Source organism: Salinibacterium sp. (assembly GCF_031364185.1).
Taxonomy (GTDB): Bacteria; Actinomycetota; Actinomycetes; order Actinomycetales; family Microbacteriaceae; genus Rhodoglobus.
The window spans coordinates 18,192-35,077 of the sequence record NZ_JANLVV010000200.1 but is presented as its reverse complement, the minus strand read 5'-3'; the positions used below and the strand labels follow the sequence as shown (position 1 = coordinate 35,077).

At 63.4% G+C, this 16,886-nt stretch carries 19 protein-coding genes; 12 read left to right on the top strand and 7 right to left on the bottom strand.

Going from position 1 to position 16,886, the window contains the following annotated elements; all coding sequences use genetic code 11:
* The first annotated feature begins 34 nt into the window (after positions 1–34).
* Both RMN95_RS08750 and RMN95_RS08745 read left to right on the top strand, forming a co-directional pair.
* Positions 35–235 (top strand): hypothetical protein, encoded by a 201-nt coding sequence (locus tag RMN95_RS08750; protein WP_309616544.1) that lies wholly within the window; start codon positions 35–37, stop codon positions 233–235.
* Between the two features lie 180 nt (positions 236–415).
* On the top strand, positions 416–1,306 hold the full coding sequence (locus RMN95_RS08745; protein ID WP_309616543.1) for a hypothetical protein: 891 nt from the start codon (positions 416–418) through the stop codon (positions 1,304–1,306).
* Between the two features lie 513 nt (positions 1,307–1,819).
* Here RMN95_RS08745 and RMN95_RS08740 read toward each other — a convergent pair.
* Positions 1,820–2,041 carry a helix-turn-helix domain-containing protein gene (locus RMN95_RS08740; RefSeq protein WP_309616542.1) on the bottom strand — a complete coding sequence of 74 codons (222 nt, stop codon included), beginning with the start codon at positions 2,039–2,041 and terminating at the stop codon, positions 1,820–1,822.
* Entirely contained in the window at positions 2,041–2,670 is a 630-nt protein-coding gene (locus tag RMN95_RS08735; protein WP_309616541.1) for a hypothetical protein, read from the bottom strand. Before RMN95_RS08735 ends, RMN95_RS08740 begins: the two co-directional genes overlap by 1 nt.
* Before the next feature lie 418 nt (positions 2,671–3,088).
* On the opposite strand from RMN95_RS08735, the gene RMN95_RS08730 reads away from it, so the two are divergent.
* The 9 genes from RMN95_RS08730 (at position 3,089) to RMN95_RS08690 (ending at position 11,876) form a co-directional block, all read left to right on the top strand.
* A complete protein-coding gene (locus RMN95_RS08730) occupies positions 3,089–5,566 on the top strand; it encodes an ATP-dependent Clp protease ATP-binding subunit (RefSeq protein ID WP_309616540.1) in 2,478 nt (825 codons plus the stop codon).
* Positions 5,567–5,642: 76 nt separating this feature from the next.
* Positions 5,643–6,149 (top strand): amino-acid N-acetyltransferase, encoded by a 507-nt coding sequence (locus tag RMN95_RS08725; RefSeq protein ID WP_309616539.1) that lies wholly within the window; start codon positions 5,643–5,645, stop codon positions 6,147–6,149.
* On the top strand, positions 6,146–6,916 hold the full coding sequence (locus RMN95_RS08720; RefSeq protein ID WP_309616538.1) for an LLM class flavin-dependent oxidoreductase: 771 nt from the start codon (positions 6,146–6,148) through the stop codon (positions 6,914–6,916). Before RMN95_RS08725 ends, RMN95_RS08720 begins: the two co-directional genes overlap by 4 nt.
* A gap of 63 nt (positions 6,917–6,979) precedes the next feature.
* Positions 6,980–7,591: a hypothetical protein gene (locus RMN95_RS08715; protein ID WP_309616537.1), complete on the top strand. Its 612-nt coding sequence runs from the start codon at positions 6,980–6,982 to the stop codon at positions 7,589–7,591.
* A complete protein-coding gene (locus RMN95_RS08710) occupies positions 7,591–7,980 on the top strand; it encodes an SseB family protein (protein ID WP_309616536.1) in 390 nt (129 codons plus the stop codon). Before RMN95_RS08715 ends, RMN95_RS08710 begins: the two co-directional genes overlap by 1 nt.
* A 47-nt stretch (positions 7,981–8,027) precedes the next feature.
* On the top strand, positions 8,028–9,509 hold the full coding sequence (locus tag RMN95_RS08705) for an MFS transporter (RefSeq protein ID WP_309616535.1): 1,482 nt from the start codon (positions 8,028–8,030) through the stop codon (positions 9,507–9,509).
* 13 nt (positions 9,510–9,522) lie between these two features.
* Entirely contained in the window at positions 9,523–10,413 is an 891-nt protein-coding gene (locus RMN95_RS08700) for an aminodeoxychorismate lyase (RefSeq protein WP_309616534.1), read from the top strand.
* 97 nt (positions 10,414–10,510) lie between these two features.
* Complete coding sequence (locus RMN95_RS08695) at positions 10,511–11,662, top strand: DUF2510 domain-containing protein (RefSeq protein ID WP_309616533.1); 1,152 nt, start codon at positions 10,511–10,513, stop codon at positions 11,660–11,662.
* 76 nt (positions 11,663–11,738) lie between these two features.
* A complete protein-coding gene (locus RMN95_RS08690; protein WP_309616532.1) occupies positions 11,739–11,876 on the top strand; it encodes a hypothetical protein in 138 nt (45 codons plus the stop codon).
* A gap of 49 nt (positions 11,877–11,925) precedes the next feature.
* On the opposite strand, the gene RMN95_RS08685 is transcribed toward RMN95_RS08690, so the two are convergent.
* The 4 genes from RMN95_RS08685 to RMN95_RS08670 all read right to left on the bottom strand — a co-directional run bounded on the left by RMN95_RS08685 (position 11,926) and on the right by RMN95_RS08670 (position 14,065).
* Positions 11,926–12,285: a hypothetical protein gene (locus tag RMN95_RS08685; RefSeq protein ID WP_309616531.1), complete on the bottom strand. Its 360-nt coding sequence runs from the start codon at positions 12,283–12,285 to the stop codon at positions 11,926–11,928.
* A gap of 114 nt (positions 12,286–12,399) precedes the next feature.
* The gene (locus tag RMN95_RS08680) at positions 12,400–12,798 is read right to left on the bottom strand and encodes a roadblock/LC7 domain-containing protein (RefSeq protein ID WP_309616530.1); all 399 of its coding nucleotides are present in this window, start codon (positions 12,796–12,798) and stop codon (positions 12,400–12,402) included.
* Positions 12,791–13,360 carry an ATP/GTP-binding protein gene (locus RMN95_RS08675; RefSeq protein WP_309616529.1) on the bottom strand — a complete coding sequence of 190 codons (570 nt, stop codon included), beginning with the start codon at positions 13,358–13,360 and terminating at the stop codon, positions 12,791–12,793. The genes RMN95_RS08680 and RMN95_RS08675 overlap by 8 nt, the downstream gene beginning before the upstream one ends.
* A 6-nt stretch (positions 13,361–13,366) precedes the next feature.
* Positions 13,367–14,065: a hypothetical protein gene (locus RMN95_RS08670; protein ID WP_309616528.1), complete on the bottom strand. Its 699-nt coding sequence runs from the start codon at positions 14,063–14,065 to the stop codon at positions 13,367–13,369.
* Between the two features lie 147 nt (positions 14,066–14,212).
* On the opposite strand from RMN95_RS08670, the gene RMN95_RS08665 reads away from it, so the two are divergent.
* Entirely contained in the window at positions 14,213–15,391 is a 1,179-nt protein-coding gene (locus RMN95_RS08665; protein WP_309616527.1) for a DUF2510 domain-containing protein, read from the top strand.
* Positions 15,392–15,446: 55 nt separating this feature from the next.
* Here RMN95_RS08665 and radA read toward each other — a convergent pair whose 3' ends face one another.
* A complete protein-coding gene (gene radA, locus RMN95_RS08660; RefSeq protein ID WP_309616526.1) occupies positions 15,447–16,793 on the bottom strand; it encodes a DNA repair protein RadA in 1,347 nt (448 codons plus the stop codon).
* Between the last annotated feature and the right edge of the window lie 93 nt (positions 16,794–16,886).

Here is a 16,886-nt window from a genome sequence, read left to right as displayed (position 1 = left end):
GGTGGCGTACATCTTGACGAGTTACGCTCGATAGGTGCCTCAGGAATTCTGGTCTAACGCGATTTACTCGGTGACCCCGACGATTCTGGTGGGGCTTGTCTTTTGGTTCATCCTCCGCGCGATTCTTCGTGCAGACAGCACGGAGCGCAAAGCGCGTGCGCAGATCGAGGCGGAGGAGCGAGCCAAGGTGGCCGTCACAGCCGAGCAGACCATCCCGGCCAAGCCGACGTCCTGACGCGGCTGCCCTTGCGGGCCGAGCTGTGTGCGCCCGCCGAGCTACCCCCGCTCCGTCCCGCAAGGCTGCGGAAGTGCAGGATCTCAATGCGCGCGAGTACTGAAGGAAAGGTCACGCTGTGGCTGAGCGCCCCTCTTGTGGGCGTTGCATTTCCCGGGATGCTGACATACCGTCACGTGTATGCGACTACGGGGGCTGGGATATGCCGTGGTCTGCGCACTGGCAACCGTCGCATCGCTCACCGGTTGCGGAGTCGCGCAGGTGGGGCAGTCGATCTTCACCGAGCAGTCCATCACAACGCAACTCACTAGCATGGATGAAGAGATCGAATCGGTGTCACCTGGAGTCACGGCCGAATTCACCAATGAGATCACCGGTTCCTACACCTTCGTAGTTGATGTACAGGTCACCGCCGATGTGCTGACCCCGACCACGACGATGTCGATCGTCGAGCCGGTGCTGGCGGCGTTCAGCTCGAGTCCGCTGGCTGAACAGCAGCTCAGTTTCACGTTGACCGCGGCCGACGGCGGGATACTGGCGATCGGAGTCTTCGATATCGCCCACACGGCGTTATCGGCCGAAGTCGACTACTGGTTTGGTCTTTCAGCAGCGCTGGGTATCCCTCTAAGTATGGATCTCGAGCCCCGTGACGGTTTTGACGCGCCCTACTATCGAGCGATCGCTTCACTTTCGACCCAGATCTCACTGGATACAGCCGACTGGGACGCCGCACGGGCCGTGCCGGATCAGTCACTTGCCTTGCGGTCGTGGGCCCTTCCCAGGATCGACGCTTTTGGGTCACTACCGCCGGAAACGGCGACCAGCCTGGCCATCTCGCTGCCGGATCAGAATGACGCCGGCGCTGAGGTGATTAACCTGGCCTGGGACGGCACAGTCGGGACTCTTTCGCTGTCGTTGTTCTCTGAGGCACTGGGCAATCGTCGTTTCGTCGTACATCTGGAACCGTGCAGTGTTCCCATCCCTTTGGAGCCAGACGTCGCCAATGAGCTTGCTGCCGCCGAGTTGATTCTGCCGCCAGGCGCTGGTTCGGGCGCTTGCCCTCCGCCGTAGCGAGAGACCTCGCGCCGAAGGCGAATATCGGAAAGTCAACGGGAGTTGCACGCACTGCCTGCCACGGTGTCGCATATCCTGTTGCCGGGTCTGCCACTCAGCCGGCATCCGGACGGCCTGCGACGTTCGGCCTGTCCGAGCCGGAGGCCGTGGCCTCTCACAGTGCACTTTGCGCCCCATTCTCCGCGCGTCGGGGGCCACCGCTGCGCTGTGAAGCTCGACTACGGATGGCGTCGGGTGGAATACCGCCCGCGCCGCCGATTCGTGTTGATAACTCCTGCAGATTCGAGCGGCCGAGACCCCGCTACCCAGCATCCGCGCCTGCATCCGAGCCGAAGTGCAGATCTTCGGCGGAAGATCTGCAGGAGTTATCAACACGGGTCAGTGGTCCCGTCGCCTCGGGAGCGACGGAGACCGGCGCTCGATCGCACACTAAGATTCGACCGTCGAACGAGCGCACCACCGTCACGCCTAGGCCGATGTGCTTGCGACGCAGCGAGCGATCCGCAGGAGTTACGCGCGCGCGAGCAGGTCGCCGACCTCGCAGCCCAGAGCCTCGCACACCGCGGTGAGGGTGGAGAACCGAATGGCCCGTGCCCGATCATTCTTCAGTACCGACAGGTTAACCACGCTCACCCCGACCAGTTCGCTTAGCCGCGCGAGCGTCATCCCGCGTTCAGCGAGCAGTTCATCGAGTCGGCAGTGGATGCCGCTAGTCCCGTCGTCATCCGTCATCAGACGAGGCCGTCCAGGTCACGGCCCAGACGTCCGCTGAACTGGAAAGCACTGGCGACGATCAGCAGGCCAAATCCGAGAGCAATCGGGGCCGGATCGAGCGTCATGACCAGCGGCCAGAAACCATCGACAACGCGCCCTGTGGTCAGTTCAGTTATGACGTTCCAACTACCGAACCCGATCAGGAACTGCGAGATCAAGCTGCCACAGGTGAGCACGGCGCCTGCGACGATGAACAGGGTGGTCAGCGAGGTAGTAAAGGGGCGGCGGCGGAGTAGCCTCCATGCCAGGTAGGTGAAGGCGAGAGTAACGGCCGCCTGGGTGAGCATGCTGACGACGTCGCCAGCGATCAGCAGTCCTGAGGTGCCGGTGCTGAGCCCGCCGACCTCGACCCAGGCCGAGTCGTAGTTTCCGGTGACGAGGGTTGCGGTTCCGGCGCTCGCTTCGGGGGGAAGTGGCACGCTGAGGTTGAGACCGAGGTAATAACGGCCGGTGGCCAGTCTCGTGATGATCCGGATCGCGCTGGAGATCACAGTACCGGCGGTAAGCAGTGCGCTGGCGAAGAGCAAGATCCACAGGCCCACCCTGTCCCACTTTGTCCACTCTGTCGTGGCCGCTGAGGTTGTCATGTCACGTCCTATCGATTGTCGATAATAACGATAAACGATACGTTTGGGCTTTGCAAGGCGTCGCGAGCTCGAGATGTGGCGGCGGTGAATGGCATCCGCCATCCATGGTGCAGTTACTGTCGCTTTGCCGGAGTTGTAACAGCACAAGTTGCACTATCGATGCAGCCGCCGCCGAGCGTGCATCGATGCCGTCGCGCGTTCACAACTCCTGCAGTTCAGCCCTTTGCGGCGGACGGAAGCCCACAATTGAGCTGAAAACCGGAGTCGCGCCGGCGATCTGCACGAGTTGCGAACACGAGTGGCATTCACCGGCGCAACCCGTCACGCCTAGGGCGAACAGTCGACCATTCACGGCCCGGCGAAGTTACGCTCTTTATATCGGCACCGAGTCCAGTCCGGTGCCTAAGGAGTGAAGAAGATGTTCGAACGTTTTACCGACCGAGCTCGTCGTGTTGTCGTGTTGGCCCAGGAAGAGGCCAAGATGCTCAACCACAATTACATTGGCACCGAGCACATTCTGCTCGGGCTCATCCACGAGGGCGAAGGCGTCGCCGCGAAGGCCCTCGAGTCACTGAATATCTCGCTGGATGCTGTCCGCGAGCAGGTTCAGGACATCATCGGCCAAGGCCAGCAGCAGCCGACAGGCCACATCCCGTTTACCCCGCGCGCCAAGAAAGTGCTCGAGTTGTCTCTGCGCGAAGCCCTGCAGCTCGGCCACAACTACATCGGCACCGAGCACATCCTGCTCGGTCTCATCCGCGAGGGCGAGGGTGTCGCGGCGCAGGTGCTCGTCAAGCTCGGCGCCGACCTCAACCGGGTGCGCCAGCAGGTCATCCAGCTGCTCTCGGGCTATCAGGGCAAGGAGGCCGTCGCGGTCGGCGGCAGCGATGCGACTCCCGATAAGGGCTCACAGATTCTCGACCAGTTCGGCCGCAACCTCACGCAGGCCGCGCGCGACGGCAAACTCGACCCGGTGATCGGGCGCGAGAAAGAGATGGAGCGGGTGATGCAGATTCTCTCCCGCCGTTCCAAGAACAACCCTGTGCTGATCGGCGAGCCCGGTGTCGGAAAGACCGCCGTCGTTGAGGGCCTCGCCATCGCCATCGTGCGTGGTGACGTTCCCGAGACGCTGAAGGACAAGCAGCTTTACACGCTCGACCTCGGATCGCTGATCGCCGGTAGTCGCTACCGCGGTGACTTCGAGGAGCGCCTCAAGAAGGTCACGAAAGAGATCCGCACCCGCGGCGACATCATCACCTTCATCGACGAGATCCACACGCTGGTCGGCGCTGGAGCCGCCGAGGGCGCGATCGATGCTGCGAGCATCCTGAAGCCACTTCTGGCCCGCGGAGAACTGCAGACGATCGGCGCAACGACCATCGACGAGTACCGCAAGCACTTCGAGAAGGATGCCGCTCTCGAGCGACGCTTCCAGCCTGTGCAGGTACACGAGCCGTCCCTGCCGCACACGATCAACATCCTCAAGGGGCTTCGCGATAAGTACGAGTCGTTCCACAAGGTGTCCATCACAGATGGCGCGATCGTCGCCGCCGCAAACCTCGCCGACCGCTACGTCGCCGACCGCTTCCTGCCGGACAAGGCCATCGACCTGATCGACGAAGCCGGCGCACGACTGCGGCTCTCGATCCTGTCGGCCCCGCCCGAGCTTCGCGAGTTCGACGAGAAGATCGCCGCCGTTCGTGGGCAAAAGGAAGGCGCGATCGAAGACCAGGACTTCGAGAAGGCTGCCTCGCTCAGGGATGAGGAGAAGAAGCTGCTCGGCGAGCGCCTCCGCCTCGAGAAGCAGTGGAAGTCCGGCGACGTGTCGACCACCGCTGAGGTCGACGAGGGCCTCATCGCGGAAGTGCTCGCGGCGGCCACCGGCATCCCGGTCTTCAAGCTCACGGAAGAGGAGTCGAGCCGGCTCATCTTTATGGAGAAGGCGCTGCACATGCGCGTCATCGGCCAGGAGGAAGCCATCTCGGTGCTCTCCAAAACGATCCGCCGCACCCGCGCCGGCCTGAAAGACCCGAAGCGCCCCAGCGGTTCGTTCATCTTCGCCGGGCCCACCGGTGTGGGTAAGACGGAGCTGGCCAAGGCGCTCGCGGAGTTCCTCTTCGACGACGAGAATGCGCTCATCTCCCTCGACATGAGCGAGTACGGAGAGAAGCACACGGTCTCGCGACTGTTCGGTGCTCCTCCCGGATTCGTCGGCTTCGAGGAGGGCGGCCAGCTCACCGAGAAGGTGCGTCGCAAGCCGTTCTCTGTGGTGCTGTTCGACGAGATCGAGAAGGCTCACCCCGACATTTTCAACTCGCTCCTCCAAATCCTGGAAGAGGGGCGCCTGACGGATGGTCAGGGCCGTGTGGTCGACTTCAAGAACACGGTGATCATCATGACCACCAACCTCGGCACGAAAGACATCACAGGCACGCCGATCGGGTTCACCTCATCGACAGACACCGCCACTGGTTACGACCGGATGCGCGGCAAGGTAGTCGAGGAATTGAAGAAGCACTTCAAGCCCGAGTTCCTGAACCGCGTCGACGAGACCATCGTCTTCCCGCAGCTCAGCCCGGAGGAACTGCTCCAGATAGTCGACCTCTTCATCAAACGCCTGAGTGAGCGCCTGATGGATCGCGACCTGACGGTGGATCTCACCCTCTCCGCTAAGCAGCAACTGATCAAGATCGGTTTCGACCCGTCACTGGGTGCACGGCCGTTGCGACGCGCTGTGCAGCACGAGATCGAGGATCGGATGAGCGAGCAGATCCTGCACGGAGAGCTGAACGCTGGTGACCACGTGCACGTCGACTACCTCGACGGGCAGTTCGTGCTAACGACCAGCAGGCAGGCCGGGCTCCCCGAGAAGGAGCCGGAAGCGGTCGAAGCCTAAGCGCCATCTCGGGTCGAGCCCGTCGAGAATCTCGTCATGAGGTTCTCGGCGGGCTTGATCCGTTTAAGGTGGGTGGGTGGCAACATTCACCGTCCGTCCCGCGCGCACCAGTGACGTTCCCCTCATTCAGGTTCTCGTCGAGCCGCTGGCTCAGCGGCGCATCCTGCTCGGCAAAGACCGGGTGGTGCTCTACGAGGCCGTGCAGGAATTCAGGATCGCCGAGAACGATGCCGGCGAGGTTGTCGGCTGCGGGGCGCTTCACGTGATGTGGCAGGATCTCGGGGAGGTGCGCACGCTCGCCGTCGCGCAGGACTCACTCGGCACCGGCGCCGGTCACGCACTGCTGGAGAGCATCGAGACGCGGGCGCTCGAACTCGGGCTCAGTCGACTGTTCTGCCTTACCTTCGAGACCACCTTCTTCGGCAGGCACGGCTTCACGCCGATCGCCGACGATGTGGTTGCTCCCGAGGTATTCGCGCAGCTCGCCCTCTCGCCCGATGAGGGTGTCGCGGAGTTTCTCGACCTTTCCCGGGTGAAGCAGAACACGCTGGGTAACACGCGAATGCTCAAGATGCTGAAATGAACATTTCGCGAGTGTCGATCGGGTTGGCCGGGGCTCTGGATCACGCCATCCTCACCCGGCTGGCTCCCGTCATCGAGTCGCGGGGTTTCCGCGGTGTGTGGCTCAACGACACACCGGATGGGGACGCGCTTGCCGGGTTGGCCGTCGTCGCGGCGGTCACCAGCACGCTGCAGCTCGGCACCGGGGTGATTCCGCTCGACCGACGCGAGCCGACCGAGATCATCGGTGCGCTGGGCGGGCTGCCCCAGGGGCGGTTGACGATCGGCGTTGGCTCCGGCGCCGACCGGCATCCGCTGGGGCTGGTCACGCGTGGCGTTCAGGAGCTGACCGAGCGCAGCGAGGCATCCATCGCCGTCGGCGCCCTGGGGCCGAAAATGCGCAGGATGGCCGCCCAAACGGCGGACGGCGTGCTCTTCAACTGGCTGACTGCGGCAGCCGCGGCCGAGGCGATGAGCGATCTTCGACGCGACTCCGACACTCGCGATGTTCGGGGTGTTCTCTACGTGCGGACGGCGATGACGGTGGATGCCCGTGCTGCGCTGCGCGCCGAGTCTGATCGCTATGGCAGCTTTCCGGCCTATGCCGCGAACTTCGAGCGGATCGGAGCCAGCGCGATCGACACGACCATCGACGGCTCGGTGCCGGGAGCGCTGGCCGCGCGAGTGACCGAGTATGAGCGGCACGTCGACGAAGTGGTGCTGCGGGCAATTACCGCTGAGCACACCCTCGGCGCCTATCTCGAGTTCATCGAGAAGGTGGCTGGCTGAGCATCCGGCCAGTGTGGGCGTGCCATGAGGCCCGAGCCACACCAGCGCACCTAGCCTGTAAGCATGTCGACGTTCCGCACCCCAGTCGGCCCCCAGTCCAGCAAGGTGTACTGGCGCCGCCGGCTCGTCCTCGCCCTGGGCCTGGTTGCCGTCATCATCATCGTGATTCTCATCGTGAATCGGCCTGGCACCAATAAGCCGGTTCCCGCCGGGACCACCAGCGGCACACCATCGGCAGCGGCACAGACCCCGGCGCCGAAGCCCGGTGAGACAGTCGTATGCGACCCGGCCATGATCACGCTCGAGCCCACCACCGATGCCCCCAGCTATGAGGCTGGCATCAATCCAGCGCTGTCATTCAGCCTCAAGAGCACGATGACCAACCCGTGCACCCTGGCAGCAGGTTCCGACCTGCAGGAGTTCGTCATCACCAGCGGCGCGGATCGCATCTGGAGCTCGAAAGACTGCCAGCGTGACGCCGTTGCAGCGACCGCGACCCTGCTGCCGGGAGTTCCGCTTGACGCAACTCCGATTCCCTGGGATCGCACTCGGTCGGCGACGGACACCTGCGAGGCCGAGCGACCGCAGGTCGGCGCCGGCGGGGCGACCTACCGTCTTGACGTCACCGTCGGCGGCGTGACATCCCTCGCCTCGAAGGCGTTCCTGCTCAACTGATGATCGGCCAGAATTCGGTTCCAGGGTCCCTGCAGCTTGCCGCCGCGCTCAAGGCGCAGGATGCTGTGGCGGTGGCCTTTGCCCTGCGCAACGACCACGTGGTGGTGCCGATGCTGCCGGTCGACGGCCCGCCGCAGGTGCGGGTGTTTCGCCGAGGCGAGGCGGACCGCTACATGCTGTTGCTGTTCTCGTCGACAGAAACGTATCAGCAGATGGTTCCGGATGAGGCGGACCATCGTGTGCTCGCCTACGACGCCGCGGCGCTGCGCGAGTTTCTGGCCGACAACATCGGGGTGCTGGAGGCCGTCTGGTTCGACGTTGCCGGCCCGCACACCATGCAGGCTGCCCCGCAGGACGTGCTCGACGCCCTTCAGCTAGACACTCGCTGATCACAGCGGCAACAATGGGGCGTCGCGGGCGAGCGTAAGCTGGGCCGGTGGTTGAGGGCGCTGAAACTGAAGATTCAGGCTCACTGACCCCCCGGCAGCGCAGAGCACTGACTCGTGTTCGAAGCGACCGGACGATCATTGTCACCCTGGCAAGCGCCGGGCTTGTCGTGTCGTTCATGCAGACTCTGGTCACTCCGATTTATCCGCGACTGCCCGTATTGATCGACGCGCCACCGGCCGACGTATCGTGGGTGCTGACCGCGACTCTTCTCGCCGCGGCCATCGCCACCCCCATCAGTGGGCGCCTCGGCGACATGTATGGCAAACGCCGTGTCATGCTGCTACTGCTTGCGATTCTTGTGGGCGGTTCCATCATCTGCGCCATCTCGTTTTCGCTGGTGCCGCTGGTCGTCGGTCGGGTGTTCCAGGGCGTCGGAATCGGGGTGATCCCCCTCGGGATCAGCATCCTGCGCGACGTCATCCACCCAAAGAATCTTGGTGGCGCCGTGGCTCTGGTCAGCGCAACCCTCGGCGTGGGCGGAGCGGTGGGCCTGCCGCTCGCGGCCACGATCGCCCAGTTCGCCGATTGGCACGCGCTGTTCTGGCTGGCCACCTTCCTCGGCCTCGCGGGTATCGTCGCGGTCGCGGTGGTGATCCCGGTGAGCACCCTGCGCTCGGGAGGAGCGTTCGATTACCTCGGTGCGGTCGGACTTGCCGTGGGGCTCGTCGGTATCCTGCTGGCCATCTCCAACGGCACGGTGTGGGGCTGGGGCAGCCCGATCACCGTCTCACTGCTGGTGGGGGGAGTCGTGGTGCTGGTCGGCTGGGGCTTCTTCGAACTGCGGTCGTTGCATCCACTGGTCGACCTTCGTGTTGCAGCGAGGCGGCCGGTGCTGCTCACCAACCTCGCCTCCATCTCGATCGGGTTCGCGTTCTTCGTGGTCAACGCCTCGCTGCCCCTCGTGCTCGAAGCGCCCGCGTCGACCGGCTTCGGCCTTGGCCAGCCGCTCATCGTGGCGAGCCTTTGCCTGATGCCGCTCGGGCTCGTGATGTTCTTCATGTCGCCCGTCGCCGCGCGACTGACTGCGGCCAGGGGTGCTCGCACGAGCCTCATCATCGGCGCCGCCATCGTCGCCGTGGGGTTCACCCTGGCAATCTTTTTCCTTGATCAGGTGTGGCACATCATTCTGGTCTCGACAATCACGGGAATCGGTGTGGGATTCGCCTATGCCGCCATGCCGACCCTGATCATGCAGTCTGTCCCGCCCAACGAGACAGCGGCAGCGAACGGTCTGAACTCGGTCATGCGAACCCTGGGATCGACCCTCTCGGCGACCCTGGTCGGTGTGATCCTAGCCACGCACGTAGTGGTGCTCGACGGGGTTGGCGTTCCCACACGCGACGGTTTCGCGTGGGTGTTTGTGATGGGCGCCGGTGTTGTGCTGCTGGGGTTGGTGATCGCCCTGTTCATTCCACGACGGGTGCAGAGGTACGACACCTCGAGTATTCCGGTGCAGCTGGGCCCCTGACAGACTGTGTCCCATGCCTGAACGTGTGCTCGCGATCCTGAATCGACCGTCGCTGGATGCCCCGGCTCACGATCCCGACGCCGTGCCGGTGCACTTCGCCGACGTCGCGCAGCCGCACCTCAGCGTCATGGATCTGGCGGCGACCCGCGGCGATGGCGTCTTCGAAACGCTCAGCGTGTGCGGCGGAGTACCGCTGGCACGTGAGCACCACCTGGCGAGATTTGCGCGTTCGGCGGCGATGCTCGACCTGCCCGCCCCCGACCTTGACGCCTGGCGAGCGGCCATTTTTGCAACCGTTGCGGAACTCGAGCCCGCCGCCGAGGCGTTCGTGAAAATCGTGCTCACCCGAGGGGTCGAGGGCACAAACCTTCCGACCGGGTGGGCTTATGCAGAGCATTCGCCCGAATTTTCCGACGCTCGGACGCGAGGAATCCGGGTGGTATTGCTTGACCGTGGCTATCGCCATGATGTGGCTCGCACCTCCCCCTGGTTGCTCGCGGGAGCGAAGACGCTCAGCTATGCGGTGAACAAGGCGGTGCTGCGCGAAGCCGCGCGCCGCGGTGCCGACGATGTCATATTCGTCTCAAGTGATGGCATCCTGTTGGAAGGGCCAACGTCGACCCTGGTGTACCGGCGAGGAAACACCCTGCTGACACCGGCTCCCGACCTGGGCATTCTGGATGGCACGACCCAGGCCAGCATTTTCAGATTCGCTGCCGCCCGCGGGATGCAAACAAAGGTCGGCGTGGCAGGTTCGGACGCGCTGCGCACAGCGGATGCCGCGTGGTTGCTCTCAAGTGTGAGACTCGTCGCGCCCATCCGCCAGATCGACGACACGCCGTTGCGCGTCGACGCAGACCTCAGTGCCGCCATGAACGAGTATCTGCTGGCCCTTCGCGAGTAGATTCATGCCACGAAAACCGGCGCTGTCCCCCGTTCTGGGCGTGTGAAGTGGGTAGAACAGGCTTTCTATAAACGGGATCGCCCGATACTCTGATCACGTGGATGACGCATTCGGTGTGGCGGCGGGGTGGTACCCCGATCCGCTCGGTCTCCCCCAGTTGCGCTGGTGGGATTCACAAGCGTGGACTGAGCACACCTCGGACGCCCGCGCGCCGATCGTGCTTCAGCCGACGACCATTCTCGGATTTGCTGACGATGACGAGGATGAGCAGCGTACCCCGACGCGCGAGGAAGAAGAGTTCCCCTCACGCCGGGAACAGCGCGCTCGCGAGCGTCGCGAAAATGGTGACCTGCTTCAGGCGCCACTCGACATCGAGATCGAATCAGGGTCTGGGCTGAAGGCAGACCTCGATATCGGTTTCGACGTCGACGGGGAGCGCAATGAGCTAAGCGCTCAGCCGCTGCTGGCGATGACCCTGCGTGAGCTTGAGCCGCCGTTGACCGACACCGTCGACGACGCTACGCCAGGGCCCAGGCGAGCGAGCACGCACACTAATGCCCTTCCCATGGAGTCACTTTTCAGTGCGTTATCTGACGTGCGGCTGGTCGAAGATGAGGCTCCGGTCCGCACCCTCAAGAAGGTGAAGACCTACACCGCCGTGGTGTGGGCCATCGCTCTGATGCCGTTGTTCCAGGTCGCCATCAGCATCCTGTTGGTCACCGGGCTGGGCCTCGGCGCTAACTGGCCGCTGATGATAGCGGTAGTCGCCCTGCCCTACTTCATCGTGCTTGGATTCGCGTTCTACGATCGGCTGGACTTGCAGGTGCGCGGCCATACGAAACCAGCGAGCGGGCTGTGGGCGCTACTCACGGCTCCGGTCTACTTGATCATGCGTGCGGTTCGTACCTATCGGCAGACGGGTAAAGGGTTTGCGCCGGCGGCGTTATTCGCGTCCGCTAGCGTGTCGGTGTTCGCGGGCATTCTCGTGGTTCCTGGGATTCTGCTCGCGGTGGTGCCCGGTCCCTTTGCTGCCGAGGCGGCGCAGTCCGTTCGCAGCACAGCGATGTCTCTCGGGGGTGACATCACGCTGGTGTGCCCGACCCCGCCCCTGGCGATCGGCGACACCTTCGCGTGCTTGGCGACCAAGCCCAGCGGGGAGACGGAGTCGATCTCCGTCAGTCTCGAGCGAGAGAACGGATGGATAGCCTGGCGAGTGAGGGACTGGGGTTCCTGGACCCTCGCCGACTAGTTGCGCCGGTGTGCCACAGAATTTGACCTCGCGCCAGGGGCTTTACGAAAGCTTCGCGTCGGGGTGAACTAGAAGAATGACGAACATCACGCCCGCGGCAGACGACCGTATTCACAGCGCAGCCGATAATCAGAAGGCCATTGACGACCGCGAAAAGCTGGAGAACTCCGACCTTTCGCAAGATGAACGGGACAGGCTGGACAGCCACAGCTGACCGCCCATCCGCAGGTCCGCGAGCGGCTCCTGACGCCTCGATCCTTGGATCAGAGAACGAGCAGCCTGTCAATTTCGGCGACCTTGTACCGCGCAAGAGCAAGGTTCGATCGGGCAGACTCAAGGACAAGGTAGAGGAAGACGGACGGGTTCGCCGACAGCGGGCGGATGATGTGGTACTGGGTGGTGAGGGTGATCAGGATGTCATCAATTGTGTCTTTGAGACCCAGTGCCTTCATAGTGCTCTGCTTGGCTCGCATCACCTCGGTGTTGCCCGCGGCCGCAACGTCAAGGTCAAGTCCCGTTCCTGCCTGGCCAAGGATCATTCCGGATCGGCTGTCGACGAGGGCGACGCACATGGCGCCATCGATGCCCACAAGAGTAGAAAGTGATTCATTGATGTTGGACATATCGGGATCCTCTGGGTGTGGTGTGGGTCGGCTGTGACACTCTAGCTCGACCATATGCCGAGGTGTGAGGCGGAACGAGGCCCCAGTTATGGGTGGACCACTCCGCGATGGCTCCTAGTGGATGCCGATGAGGACTTCAGACACGCGCGATGCCGAACTGCGCGCGGTCGACAGTGCCTTGCCCAGGGTCTCCTCTGTTCCAAACAGCGCAGAGAGTACAAGCGGCTGGCCGGGAATACGCAACTGGATCACATGGCCCAACTCCGAGGCGATGATGATGTATTCGCTGGTTCCGATTTTCAACTCGCGCGCCACGGCATCCCCAAGGGCCTGCATGGAACTGGCCATGCTCGCCATGCGGTTGTGCTGGGTGCCAATCAGGCCGGACACCTCAAAACCGTCGTCGGTGATGAGCGTCGCGTAGATAAGAGACCGGCATGCGCTCCTGAGCTCTTCCAGGGCTTCTGCGCCATGCAGAATCACGGCGGCGTTGCGGTGCAACGGTTCAGTCATTTTTCAGTGTCTCCGCTCCGATGATCGCCGCTCGCGTCTCAACGTTCAGAATCAGCGTGATCAAGGTAGTACGCATTTGCTCAGTGTTACGCGCGTCGACCGAAAATACCGGAATGATCATGTCAGGCGTGTGGGCGGCAATCGCCGCAGAGTACTCGGCGAGTTTGGGGGTGCGGGCGATATCGCTTCGAGTGACGGCGACGACAATTCCGCCACGTGAATAGAGGTCGGCGAAGTAGTCAAGAAACTCGCGAAGCTGTAACAGCGGGTCGGGGGAGTCGTTGTTGATCAGCAGCACCATGCCCACGGCGCGATCCTTCAAAATCTCCCACATGAAGTCGAATCGCCGTTGACCGGGGATCCCGTAGAGCCGAACCTTCTCGTCATCCCCAAGGGTGATCTCGCCGTAGTCGAGCGCCACGGTCGTCGTGGGCTTGTCCACCGACTCACGGTCGGAGTTTCCTGCTTCGGTGGCGACGACTTCGATCTCACTCAGACTGCGAATTGCCGTGCTTTTACCCGCGCCCATGGGGCCAGCAAAGAGAATTACATGTTCGGCCACGGTGTTTCACAATCCCCATCGACTGCGTAGACGGGCGAGGAATCCACCCGTCGGCTTGGTTTGATCTGGCGCATTTATCGCCGGAGTGGCGGGTGATCCTTCGGACACCTTCAGGATGCCCAGGAGGCTGTAGGCATTGATCATTCGCTGCACGGCTGTGGGATCTGATGTTGCCGCCGCCGCCAGTTCACTGGCAGACAGGGGAGCGTTGCCAATATGAGCGGTCATGCGCATGTGATCGAACGTGTGGTTGAGCTCGGTGAAGTTGGGCCAGCTCGTGAGCCTGTAGCGCTCTCCTGGTCGGAGCCACGGCGCCGGGTTGCCCTGGAAGGCGCTCTGGCCGATGGCCCACAGAAGTTTGTCGAGGCTTCGACCAGCCGACCGGAACCGGGTGGGAGCGTCAACCGCGACGGCCTCGGTGACGATGCGCACGGAGCTTGGCTCCAAGGGGAATTCCTCCATGGCGCTGCGCCAGTGGAACGCACGCCGCGGCAGGTCGATGTAGACGGGCGGGCAGCCCTCGGGTTCGAGCATGACCAGCATTGGTGCGTTCATCTGCTGGATTGAGTGCAGTGCGAGGGCAGCATCATCCCAGCCGTTGCCGCTGTGCAGCGTCGGTGCCGGGGTCGAAACTGGCGGGGTGCCCTCCGCGGGCGCATCGTCGCCCGTCACAGTTTCGAGAGATTTCCCGGACGCGTCCGTCATGTACTGCTTGTCATTCCGTTGGTGCCATTCGTTACTGTGGCCCGATTCACCGGACCGGAGAGGTGACAGCGGTGACGACGTGCACACCCCCGTATTGGGTCCGACTATACAGGCTGGTGCGCGCAAAACCGCTGCTATTCTCAGACCGTGAATCAGAACGAATTCGGGGTGTCGTCTGGGTGGTACCCCGACCCTCTCGGGCTCCCGCAGCTACGTTGGTGGGATGGTCAGGGGTGGGCCGAACACACGTCTGAAGCCAGGGCTCCTATCGTGGAGCAGTTCGCTACTATGTCGAGCGCTCACGACGTTGACGGTGCCGGACTTCCGTCACGTCGAGCCGAACGCGAACGCCAACGTGCCGAATTCGAGGATGAATTCGAAGATGATTTCGACGAGCAGCCCGATGGCGATGTGATCTACGACCTGGAGCCCGCGCCTGGGCGCACCGACAATCGCGACGACATCACCGGCGAAACCGATCAAGGCGATGATGCCGTCGACCACGATGCGCCTGATTCGCCGCTGATCGCTGACGACGACTTCGACGCGCAGGGGTTGCTGGAGATGACCCTGAAGGAGTTTGAGCCCCCTCTGCAGGAGGATCTCGACGCCGATGTCATCGGAGCGTGGAGAAGTGCCGCCAGCGCGGATGCCATTGGGATTCCACCCGCTATCGGGGCTGTCAACCCGGCGCGACTCTTGCCTCCAAATCGACAGCTCCGTTCCTACACAATCTCAGCCTGGTTGCTCGCACTCACCCCCCTGTTCCAGCTGGGTGTGATCATGCTGCTGGTGCAGGTGGCGGGTCTGGGCACCAACTGGCCTCTGGTCATCAGCGCCTGGGTCGCGCCTCACCTGATCGCGCTCGGACTTGCCGCTCACGACAGACTCACGCTGACTCTGTGGGGTCACCGCAATCCCGCTAGTCCTCGGTGGGCTTTACTCATGGCCGTCAGCTACCTGATCGTGCGTGGGCGCCGCGTGCGTCGTGAGACTGGCCACGGCTCACCCCTCCTGCTGATCGTGGGGCTGAGCTTCGCGGCCCTGTTCGGCGCGTGCATCGCAATACCCGGATTGATTATCTCGGTTGCTCCTTCGTTTTTCATTGGAGAGATCGAATCGGTTGTCTCTGTGGATGCCCAGGCGAGCGGTGCCGAGATCACGGTTGCCTGCTCCGATGCCCCACCGATCCTCCTGGGCGAATCCATCTCCTGTGCTGGGCTTCGCGCGGACGGTGAGACGGCAGACATCAAGGTAAGCCTGCACCGTGAGAACGGTTGGATCAGCTGGCGGGTCGATGATTGGAACGGACTGCTCGACGATTAGTCGGTCGCGAAAGTGCCGCCTGCTGTGCGTCAGCGTTCCTAGAACTCCGGCGTTCCTAAAACTCTGGAATGTCGACACGCTCGTCGATCGAGCTCGCGAACGCCAGGCGCATCGCCTCACGGAGGTGCATGGCATCCGAATCGATGATGGTCGAGAAGCCGAGCCTGCGTGCCTCGGCGATTCGCTGCTGCGTGTTGGATGCTGGCCGAATCTCGCCCGCAAGACTAATTTCGCCGACCACCGCCTGGGTGATCGGGAACGCCTTATCTTTGAACGCGCTCGCGATGGACAGGGCAATGGCGAGATCGGCACCCGGTTCTGTCACGCGGATGCCGCCCACGGTCGATACATAGACATCGAACCCTGACAGGGGGATGCCCGCCCGTCGTTCCAGCACCGCCAGCAGCATTGCGACACGGGACAAGTCGACCCCGTTCACCACCCGTCGCGGCTGCGGAGCCTGCGTCTTGACGATCAGTGCCTGCACTTCGACGGGCATCGCGCGCTTGCCCTCGACGGCGATCGTGACGCACGTTCCGCTCGTGGGGGTGCGCGCACGCGACAGGAACAGCCCGCTGGGGTCGGCCACCTCGGCGATGCCATCGCCGGTCATCTCGAAGCAACCCACCTCGTCCGTCGGCCCGAAGCGATTCTTGTGGGCGCGCACGAATCGCAACGACGTCTGGCGATCGCCCTCGAACTGCAGCACGACGTCGACGAGATGTTCGAGCAGTCGCGGGCCGGCGATGGTGCCATCTTTGGTGACGTGGCCAACGAGCAGCACCGGCAGATTGCGGTCTTTGCTGACGCGAATAAGAGTGGATGCCACCTCCCGCACCTGTGACGGACCTCCGGCCAGACCGTCGGTCAGTCCCGACGACACGGTCTGCACGCTGTCAACGATGACGAGGTGGGGCTGCACCTGATCGATCTGGCCGAGGATCGTGGCGAGATCTGTCTCTGCCGCAAGAAATAGCGACGGCTGCAGTGCGCCGGTTCTCTCGGCCCGTAGCCGCACCTGGCTGACCGATTCCTCGGCGCTGACGTAGAGCACGCGCTGCCCCGAGGCGGCGGCCCGCGATGCCACCTCGAGAAGCAGAGTCGACTTGCCGACACCGGGCTCACCGCTCAGCAGGATCGCCGCCCCCGGCACCACCCCGCCGCCGAGCACCCGATCGAATTCGGCGATGCCGCTCGGCCAGTGGGCGACGGATTCGGCGCCGATGTCGGTGATGGGCCGGGCGGCCCGAGACTCGGGGATGCTGGCGGGTGTCACGCGCGCGGCGGGCGCCGCGGAATCCTGAACCGTGCCCCACTGCTGGCACTCGCCGCAGCGGCCCACCCACTTGATGCTGGACCAGCCGCACTCGGTGCATCGGAAGTTGGTGGTGGTTCGTGCCATGCCGTAAGCCTAGGTCGGGCGGACGACACTGCCGGCTTCCCCTTTCATCATTCGGGAGGTGATGTGACCGGATGGACTGGTGGGGCGGATGAG

What these genes read in the sequence shown, in the direction of transcription:
- RMN95_RS08690 (WP_309616532.1), top strand. Translation starts at nt 11,739, where the DNA reads ATGACGAACATCACGCCCGCGGCAGACGACCGTATTCACAGCGCAGCC.
- RMN95_RS08670 (WP_309616528.1), bottom strand. Translation starts at nt 14,065, where the DNA reads ATGACGGACGCGTCCGGGAAATCTCTCGAAACTGTGACGGGCGACGAT.
- radA (WP_309616526.1), bottom strand. Translation starts at nt 16,793, where the DNA reads ATGGCACGAACCACCACCAACTTCCGATGCACCGAGTGCGGCTGGTCC.
- RMN95_RS08710 (WP_309616536.1), top strand. Translation starts at nt 7,591, where the DNA reads ATGATCGGCCAGAATTCGGTTCCAGGGTCCCTGCAGCTTGCCGCCGCG.
- RMN95_RS08730 (WP_309616540.1), top strand. Translation starts at nt 3,089, where the DNA reads ATGTTCGAACGTTTTACCGACCGAGCTCGTCGTGTTGTCGTGTTGGCC.
- RMN95_RS08715 (WP_309616537.1), top strand. Translation starts at nt 6,980, where the DNA reads ATGTCGACGTTCCGCACCCCAGTCGGCCCCCAGTCCAGCAAGGTGTAC.
- RMN95_RS08700 (WP_309616534.1), top strand. Translation starts at nt 9,523, where the DNA reads ATGCCTGAACGTGTGCTCGCGATCCTGAATCGACCGTCGCTGGATGCC.
- RMN95_RS08720 (WP_309616538.1), top strand. Translation starts at nt 6,146, where the DNA reads ATGAACATTTCGCGAGTGTCGATCGGGTTGGCCGGGGCTCTGGATCAC.
- RMN95_RS08745 (WP_309616543.1), top strand. Translation starts at nt 416, where the DNA reads ATGCGACTACGGGGGCTGGGATATGCCGTGGTCTGCGCACTGGCAACC.
- RMN95_RS08740 (WP_309616542.1), bottom strand. Translation starts at nt 2,041, where the DNA reads ATGACGGATGACGACGGGACTAGCGGCATCCACTGCCGACTCGATGAA.
- RMN95_RS08680 (WP_309616530.1), bottom strand. Translation starts at nt 12,798, where the DNA reads ATGACTGAACCGTTGCACCGCAACGCCGCCGTGATTCTGCATGGCGCA.
- RMN95_RS08685 (WP_309616531.1), bottom strand. Translation starts at nt 12,285, where the DNA reads ATGTCCAACATCAATGAATCACTTTCTACTCTTGTGGGCATCGATGGC.
- RMN95_RS08735 (WP_309616541.1), bottom strand. Translation starts at nt 2,670, where the DNA reads ATGACAACCTCAGCGGCCACGACAGAGTGGACAAAGTGGGACAGGGTG.